Origin of the sequence: Prevotella conceptionensis 9403948, from assembly GCF_000312305.1 — a bacterium.
In the GTDB taxonomy this organism is placed as follows: domain Bacteria; phylum Bacteroidota; class Bacteroidia; order Bacteroidales; family Bacteroidaceae; genus Prevotella; species Prevotella conceptionensis.
Window position 1 is genome coordinate 363004 of the sequence record NZ_HE999444.1, and the last position, 9164, is coordinate 372167.

Sequence of the window (9164 nt, forward strand, 5' to 3'; positions counted from 1 at the left end):
CGTCGGCAGCCAGCATTTGGCGCACGGCAGGCAGCCTTTTAATCAGGTCTATCGACATTTCTTCGGCTGTGCAGCGCATGTCGGTGGCGGTGTCGCTTGCATCGCAGCCGTCGCAGCTGGCAAAGCACAGGCCTGCCTGTATCTGGTCGGTAAGAAGTTGGTTGAGTTTTTCTACATTAACACCAACATGAAACTTGATGGTGCGCGAGTTAACGGTAGACTTGCCGTAATATCCGGGGAAGATAATGGCACGCAACAGGTCCACAATCTTTTTGAGAACCTCTCCCGAAGGGATAGGGTTTCCATCCTTGTGTTGGTGAAAAATGCCTTTCAATGCCTTGGCATCCGAAAGCTCTTCCGCGATATGGGTCAGCGTGCGCGTTAAGTCGGCAGTGGTCATCAATGTTGTTATGTCAATGTAGATGTATGTGTGGCGTTTACGCTAATGCCTGCAAGACATGCTTGTGTGGCCTTTGCGAACACAGCCTATTTAGTGCAAAAGTAGCAATAATTTATCATTTGTCAACAGATTAAGGCCGAAATTTATATTAAAATGTGCAACTACTTGACCGCTGATAAGGAAATGCGTGAGCTCGAACCCGTCGAACTCACGCATTTTCGTTATTATAGTGGTAAAAGATACGCACGATGCGCCCTGTTAAAATAGCTTTCGGGGCGTGCCGTTTACTTCACCAACTTTTGCAATATGGGTGTGGTTTGTCCGGCAACGCTTGTCTGAGGCGTGTCGTTTTGCTGTTCGAACACCACAATCTTGTTTTCGCCCTTCTTTAAGAAACAACCGGGAAGGTAGAGCGTTTGTTGCGGTCCGCGTTTCCAATAGCGGCCAAGGTTAATGCCGTTAACAAATACGATGCCCTTACCCCATGTCTCCATGTTAAGGAAAGTGTCGCCAGTGGTGTCTAGGTTGAACGTTCCCGAATAGAGTGTAGGCAGCCCCTTGTTGTTGGCCGTAGGCAAGGCGTTAAGGTCGGGAGCATCGTTCATGGGCAGTTTGTACATCTGCCAGTTGCCCGTTATCTCGTTTCCGTCGATGACCACAGGTCCGTTAATGCCCTTGATGCTTTGGGTGATGCGTGCGCCGTAGTTTATTCGGCCCATGTTTTCAACCAAAATGTCGAGCACGCCGTTGAACGGAACGTTTATTTCGATGCTGTCTACATCGCTAACGCGGTCTAGTTCGCCCACCTTCTGGCCGTTTACGTAAACCAAAGCGTAGTCGGCCAAACCGGCAACTTTCAGCATTCCGCCGATGGGTTGGTTAAAGTGTCTTCTGTATAGCACGTAGCCATGCCCTTGGTTCAGGTCTTCAAAGGTAAGGGGCGTATCGCTTTCAACGGCTTTACCCTTGGTAAGGAGGTTCAACACGTCGGTACTTTTGTTCAGCTTGATGTTGGGAATGGCTATAACGGGAATGCGTTGGGGCACGTCAGGCACGTTATACTTAACGTTCTTTATCATCAATGTGCGTAACGCATCATACTTAGGCGTGTTCCAACCAGCCTCGCTGATGGGTGCATCGTAGTCGTACGAGGTGAGGTCGGGCTGTAAGTTGGTGGCGGTGGTGTAGTTGGCACCCGACGTAAAGCCGAAGTTTGTTCCGCCATGCACCATATAATAGTTGAAACTAATGCCGTTTTCAAGATACTTGGCGGTTTGTTTCACTATCGACTCGGTGCTTACTTGTGGGAAAGGTTCTGCCCAATGCGACAGCCACCCAGGATAGAACTCGGCTACCATGTACGGACCTTTGCCGCCATTATATTCGTTTACCACCTTTTTAAGTTTTTCGATGTCGCTTTCTCCGTTGGCCGTTGGCAGTGCGCCTTCTATCGTACCGCCCTTGAAAAGCCAACTTCCGTCTGATGTGAACAAGGGAACATCGAAACCGGCATCAAGCAATTGTTGCTTAATCTTGGCACTATAAGCACGATGGGTTTCTAAGGGGATGTCTTTGCGTTGTGCTACATACGAACCGAACACGTTTTCGGCCTGCACCATAATGATTGGTCCGCCCTTGGTTATCTGCAAGTCGCGCATCTGCGAGGCCAATTGGTTGATGTAAACACGGCATGAGTCGAGGAACGGCTGATTGTCGGCGCGTATCACCAAGCCCTTAGCCTTAGACAGCCACCAAGGGTAGCCGTCAAACTCCCATTCTGCACAGCAATAGGGACCAGGCCTTAGAATAACCAGCATATCTTCTTCGGCAGCCGTCTTAACAAACTGTCGCAGGTTGCGGTTTCCCGTTTTCCAGTCCCACTTGCCAGGTTCTGTTTCGTGATAGTTCCAAAACACGTATGTGGCAACAGCGTTCAAGCCCATTGCCTTCATCATTTTCATTCGGTGACGCCAATAAGGGGCAGGCACGCGGGCATAGTGCATCTCGCCTGAATGCAATTGCATGGGTTTACCGTTGTAAACGAATTGGCCATCGGCGATGGCGAAAGTGTTACGCGTAGTTTTTGTTTGCTTGTTTTGTTTGGCCTCGGCATTAGTTGCAGCAAGCAACATCAAGGCTGCCACGGCCAAGAATTTAAGATGTTTCATCTGTCTATTCTAGTTAGAAAAAATATCGGGTTTCGGTTTTAGTTCATTGTCTTCTTGCGGCATCGCGTGGCTCGTAGTACGGGCATTGGCGATAATCGGTACAAAAATAACAAAAGATTGGTAGATGAGAACTAATATAATGGAGGTTTAGATAAATTTAACGAGTGGCAAGGTGTTGCGTAACTAAACAAATGATGGGCATGATGTGCTTTTAACTCGATGTGGTTATGTGTGGATTAATTATATATAACTCTGTCGCGCCTGTAAGAAATATAACGGAACATTTGCGGAATCTCAAAAAGGTGAAGTATTTCTTTGTTGAAAATTAATTTCTTCGTATATTTGCAAATATCCAACAATAACTTTATCAACTAAAAACTTATATTATGGATAAATTGCTTAAACTTATGCCGTTAATGCTACTTCTATTTTTTAGCAGGATGTAGTAGCAAGAATGACGATGAAGAGTCGGAAGTGTTTAGCACAACCCTCAACATGATGAATGAGGATAATGGTAAAACGTTGTTTGAGAGTACTGGATATTATATTGACAACGCGGGTAATTTTACGTCGGAGTATGGCTATTGGTGTATTGTTGATGCTGGCAATACTTCCTTGTCAAATACGAAGTGGCAAGCCGACTTGGAAAACAGAGTTCGGACGGCTGCGGTACAATATAATCACAGTTACCATTTTTTCAGGAATGCCGATTTAATAGAATTTCCTTCTGGAACATTTGCCGTCCCATTGGAAACAGACTTTTATAAACTAAGAGTGGAAGAGCCTATCAAGGAAAATGGCGTGACCAAAGGAGCTGTTGTTAAGTTTGTGAAGTCTAAAGTGTCTTCTAGAACTCTTCCTGCAAAAGGAAGTGTTATTGGAAGTATGGTGAATACTGCTGGTAGCAAAATAGAAATCCCCGTGCCAAAAGGTGCGGAATATTGTGAAGGAGAAAAAATAAAATCTATCGGTAACATTTTCGATATTCAAATAAACGATGGTAAGCTTATAATTAAACCAAATTATTGGAGCGATGGTTCTTCTAGGAGGGAGGAATTTGACTTATATATCAGACAAGGGAGTATATGCACAAAAGTGCTTTTCTATGTTGTCAGTTAATTATAGTTGATGTAGAAAATACTCCGTATCTTTAACTGGTATGAATACTGTCTTGGTGTTCGTACCAGTTTTTTGTTAAACCCCAATTGGGCATTAGACTGCTTGTCAATTATTTTAAGTTGTATGCATCGCTTCCTGTTCGTCTTTCGTTTGCTTGTCGGCATCTTGCCTGTTTTATTCTCTTGACGTAGCTCGCTAAGACTTCAAGAATAAAACAGACCTTATGCTTAACAATCAAACAAAATCAGCATAGGCTCTAATGTTGGATTTGGGTTAAATTTCCCGAAGGTAACACTCTTCTAGAATAAATTAGATAATCTTACTGTAAACTAGGAATGTTTAAGGTATATTAGTTTTCTTGATTTTTTCAATTTAACTTAAAAGTAAATCTCGCCCTCGCCATACATAGCTTAAATTACGAAGTTGTCCTCACTTTTAATGTTTGGCCTGCAGCCGCTCGCACTGGCGGTAGTAAGTGTACGTGCTTTCCATATTGTTGTCCATGCGCTTGTACGTGGCATAATCGTTTTTATTGTCTAATTTTTAGTAGAGAATTTAACATTCTGAGTGCCCATTTTGTCCACCGATTGTTCACCTTGCCGCAAAAAATCGATTCTCGCGAAGGTTGGATTTGATGCAAAAAGGGGGTAACCCGTGAATACGACAAAATGAATTTTTATTTAAAATGACCGCCATTTGTACCAGCTTTTGGGCTATTTGCTGCTAAAAGCACTGTAATTTGGTGCTAAACGCAGTGCGTTTTGATGCTAAATGCAGTGCGTTTTGGTGCTAAACGCAGTGCGTTTTGATGCTAAATGCAGTGCAAAATGCTGCTAAATGCGAGGCGAAAAGAATAAAAATACATCGTAATGGTATAAATAATATCTTTTAGAGTTGTTGAAAACATGGCTGAAAAGGGCAAAATAGCCATTAAAAAGTGGCGTTTTAGGGGCTAAAAGCAAGTATTTGGGCATGAAAAATTACGAGTTGGCAACCAAAATAGAAAGGCAAAATGGTGCTAAATGCAGGTTTTGGTTTTAAAAATAGACAAAACGAGATGTGTGAAGAGCTAGAAATAGTGGATTTTTACCTACTTTATGACCGATTTTTTCGCTAGAACGGAGTGAAAATTAGAACGACTTTGTAAAATAAAAGACAGGAATTTAAGTTTTTGAGTTAGTGAGTTAGTGAGTTGATGAGTTTATGAGTTGGTGAGTTGATGTGTTAGGGAGTTGTTGGGTTTTCACGAGTTTATACGCCAGTGAGTTGATTTGCCGTGCATTTCGTATATGAGAGGAGTGCTTATCTTGTGTTGGCATCACAGAGATAACAGACTCCTCTCAATTTATTGGAATATTATAAGTCAAGACGTTTTCAATGAGTGTACAAGTTGATAAGTTGATGGGCGTATCCATTCTTTCACCTTTTCTTTTTTTCACTCTTTCACCTTTAAACGCTTTCCTTACTTTAAAAGATAACGTTGGCGCGACTCAATAATCTCACCCATGTGTTCGGTTGCCCACGCAAGTAGGTTGCTAATGTGTGGAAGTAGGCTCTTTCCTTTTTCTGATAGCGAGTACTCTACGCGTGGCGGAACTTCGGGAAAAGCAACGCGGGTAATAAGTGCATCGCCTTCGAGCATCTTTAAAGTAGCCGTGAGCATCTTTTGGGATATGTCGGGAATGTTGCGTTGCAACTCCTTGAAACGCAGGTTGCCATTTGTTTCTAAGGTGAAAAGCACCAACATCGACCACTTATCACCCACTCGCGATAGTATATTTCGGATGGGACAATCGGGATAAAGTGCGTCACGTATTTCTGTTCTGTTCATGTTAATAGGGTTTTTAAGTTGTATTACTGCACAAAAGTAACTATTATCCTTTGCAATGCTTGTCTGTTTATTGTTAAACAGTGCTAAAACTTAAAGACATAACTCGATATATTTCAGCATTACTTACTTCAAGGTAACTGACTCACCTTATTGTGCCTACTTGTGCGAGCCATTGATTGTGAATACCTTTGCATCGTCAGAACAATGACGATTAAACACAAAATTAATTATACAATAAAGATTATGAAGACTGTAAAGACAACAACAGAAGGTAAGAATTTCACAGCAGTGAACATCGGTAAGTTAAGCGAAGTGAAGGATTATGTACTGCCTTTGGGCGACATTGAAATACCTGGAAAGGTGTTTGTGGGCCAGGCATTGCAGGCAACAGGTAGCGAAGTGTCGTTCCAAACGCTGGTTCCTGGTCAGGATAGTGGTTTCCTTCATACGCATAAAACTCACGAAGAACTGTACTTTATTCTTAAAGGCGAGGGCGAGTATCAGGTTGATGGCGAGGTGTTCCCCGTGTCGGAAGGTAGCATCGTTCGTGTTGCGCCAGCGGGTAAGCGCGCCTTAAAGAACACTGGTGAGGGCGAGATGCTGATGCTTTGCATACAATACAAGGCCGATAGCTTTGGCGAGAACGATTCTCCTGCTGGGGATGGTGTGATACTTGGCGATAAGCTAACATGGTAATCGACCCGCAATTTCCTACATGTCCAATCCGCAATGTCCTTTCAAGGCTTTGCGGATTAGATGCTTTATGGGTGTTACTTGTTCTAGCAGAGCGCGTGTCGGGTTCAATGGAGCAACTTTGTTGGGGTATAGTAGGGATGAAGCATCAGCAGGTAGCATCTGCTGTTCGTATCTTGATGGAAGACCATCTTGTTGAGAAGTCAAGCGGTGTATATCGCTTATCGCCATTAGGGCAATCGGTATTGCCTTATGTTAAACAACTTGTGGGTTGGTGCGAGATGCAAAGTAAGTGTTGACGAAGTGCAGTGCCATTGCGCATTTAGGTGTTGTGGATGGGCATGTATTATCTAGTAATGCCCGCGTTTAACGAGAAAAAGCCCCGAAAGCATAACGCTTTCGGGGCTTTATTACTTGTGTGCCCTTGGTGGATAAGTGTGTTATCCTCGTGGGCAAGATGGTTCGTAGGGTTTACAAGGCGGCGAAAATCCAGTCGTACACGTAGCTGCAAACACCGAAGAGTGCAACGCCTAGGGTGCAGATGGCTAAGGCCAAGCGCGTGTTGCAGTCGCTTTTGAAGGCTGGCAACGGGTTTTCGCTCTTGTTGATGTACATCGCCTTAACGATGAGCAAGTAGTAGTAAAGGCTGATAACGGTGTTAATCAACGCGATGAACACAATTAAATAAGCCCAAGCGCTGCCCTGTTCGAGGGCGGCCATAAACACGAAGAACTTGCTAAACATACCTGCAAAGGGCGGAATGCCACCAAGCGAGAAGAGGGCCAACGTCATAAGGAAGGCCAACTTGGGGTTGGTGGAGTAGAGTCCGTTGTAGGCATCCATGTCGGTTACGCCGTTGTTGCGCTCTTCGATGGCACTGATGATGGTGAAAACACTCATGTTGGCCACCACATACACCAATATATAATAGGTGAGAGCGGTTACGCCCATACCCGAATCGCCCATCACGGCGAGCATGATATATCCTGCTTGCGAAATAGAACTGAACGCCATGAAACGTTTAAGTTCGGTTTGACGTATGGCGAAAAGGTTGGCAATGGTGATACTCAACACAATGACAATGCCGAGAAGATATTGCCATTGTTCTAACAATACACCGAAAACGTGCATCAGGATAGAGCAAAGCGCAAAGGCTGCTGCACCCTTAGACACCACGGAGAGATAGCCCGTGATGGTTGTTGGCGCACCTTGGTAGGTGTCGGCTGTCCAGAAGTGGAAGGGCACAAGCGAAATTTTAAAGCCCAATCCGCTGAAGAAGAACACCATTCCCATAACCGTCATGGGCGTGGCCGATAGGTGTTGAGACACTTCGTTGAAGTAAAGCGAACCTGCATCGGCATAGATGAAGGTGAGGCCATAGAGCATCACGCCGCTTGAAAAGGTTGCGGTGAGGATGAACTTGGCACCAGCCTCGGCCGAATTGTGGCGATACTTGTCGAATGCCACCAAGCAAGCCATAGGCACGGATGCCATTTCGAGCCCTAAGAAGAAGAGCAAGAAGTGGTCGGCGCTTACCATCATGTTCATTCCAAGCAGTGTTGAAATGATGAGCATATAAAATTCGCCTTCCTTAAAAGTGCTGTCGGGACGTGAAAGCCACGTGCGTGCCTGTATGAAAACGATGAGCGTTCCGAAGGCCAGAATGGTTTTCAACACACCAATCATGGGCGTGGTGGCATACATTCCGCCAAAGGCTGTGGCTGGTTCGGTGGGACAACAGTTCAGAAGAATATGTATCAGCATGAATGCGCACACCAAAGGATTGAACCAAGGACGTGGCGAAGGTGTCGTCTTATCGTCGGTTATCACGATGGGGGCTTTATGAGCTGTGGCGAAATCTATGATAAAGACAATCACCAACATGGCCATCAAGGTAACCTCGGGCATCATGTGGAAAAACTGACTATAATCTAAATTCATTGTACGAAACGTTTAAAGTGATGCTATTGCGGTTACGTTGTTGATGTGGTCGATAATCGGACCTAGCGTGTCGCTGATGATGTTGCTTGCCCAAAGCGGTGCAAGGCCAAGGCCTGCAACGCAGAAGATGAGGCAACCAACGGCGAAACGTTCGTCCCAGGTGGCGTCGGTGAGTTGCTCGTAATGGGGGTCGGCAACCTTGCCAAAGAGTATCTTACCCACAACACGCAGGATGTAGACCGCCGTGATAACGATTGCGGTACAGGCAATGATGGTGGCTGTGCGGTGGAATACGTCGTTGTTTTGGAACGAACCCACGAAGATGGTCATCTCGGCAACGAAACCAGAGAAACCAGGCAAGCCCAAGTTGGCCAAACCGGCAATGACATAACCCACGCTGAGGAAGGGCATAATCTTCATCAATCCGCCCAGCTGACGGATGTCGCGCGTGTGTGTACGGCCGTAAATCATGCCGATAAGGGCAAAGAAAAGGGCCGTCATCAGTCCGTGAGAGAGCATCTGCAAGATGGCTCCCGTGCACGAAGTCTGTGTCATCATGAGCAGGGCGAAGAGCACCAAGCCACAGTGCGACACCGAAGAGTAGGCGTTAATGTACTTCAAGTCGGTTTGCACGCAGGCCGAGAAGGCACCATATACCACGGAAATGGTGGTGAGGATGATGAAAATCCATGATAGCTGATGGGCCGCTTCGGGCAAAAGCACGATGGCAATGCGGAAACATCCATAGCCTCCAAGTTTCATCAGTACGCCCGCATGGAGCATAGACACGGCTGTTGGAGCCGATGCATGACCGTCGGGCGACCATGTGTGGAAGGGGAATAGCGCGCCAAGCACACCGAATCCGATGAATACGAAGGGGAAAAGCACCTTTTGTACGCTCTCTGGAATGTTGTGCAGGGCTTGCAATTCGAGGATGTTCATCGTGGTTGCACCACTGAAGAAGTAGATGCCGATGATGCCGATGATGAGCAAAGCCGAACCACCATAAGCA

Annotated in this window: 5 protein-coding genes and 2 pseudogenes; 2 read left to right on the top strand and 5 right to left on the bottom strand. The window is 45.5% G+C overall.

All coding sequences use genetic code 11. The features are described 5' to 3' along the window. Positions 1-400: pseudogene (locus tag BN93_RS03705) on the bottom strand (serine acetyltransferase); the annotation flags it as partial. A gap of 284 nt (positions 401-684) precedes the next feature. Beyond that, on the bottom strand, positions 685-2568 hold the full coding sequence (locus tag BN93_RS03710; RefSeq protein WP_019187010.1) for a beta-galactosidase: 1884 nt from the start codon (positions 2566-2568) through the stop codon (positions 685-687). A 459-nt stretch (positions 2569-3027) separates the two neighbouring features. Between BN93_RS03710 and BN93_RS03715 the strand changes: the two are divergent. Continuing rightward, positions 3028-3687: pseudogene (locus BN93_RS03715) on the top strand (DUF5036 family protein); the annotation flags it as partial. A gap of 1462 nt (positions 3688-5149) precedes the next feature. Here BN93_RS03715 and BN93_RS03720 read toward each other — a convergent pair. Then, positions 5150-5518: a winged helix-turn-helix transcriptional regulator gene (locus tag BN93_RS03720; protein ID WP_019187013.1), complete on the bottom strand. Its 369-nt coding sequence runs from the start codon at positions 5516-5518 to the stop codon at positions 5150-5152. 243 nt (positions 5519-5761) lie between these two features. Between BN93_RS03720 and BN93_RS03725 the strand changes: the two genes are divergently transcribed. Further along, positions 5762-6214, top strand: coding sequence for a cupin domain-containing protein (locus BN93_RS03725; protein WP_009230150.1), 453 nt, complete (start codon positions 5762-5764; stop codon positions 6212-6214). Between the two features lie 468 nt (positions 6215-6682). On the opposite strand, the gene BN93_RS03730 is transcribed toward BN93_RS03725, so the two are convergent. Then, entirely contained in the window at positions 6683-8152 is a 1470-nt protein-coding gene (locus BN93_RS03730) for an NADH-quinone oxidoreductase subunit N (protein ID WP_044259704.1), read from the bottom strand. A gap of 12 nt (positions 8153-8164) precedes the next feature. Then, positions 8165-9164: complex I subunit 4 family protein (locus tag BN93_RS03735; protein WP_084768676.1), on the bottom strand; the 1000-nt coding region annotated here is incomplete at its 5' end.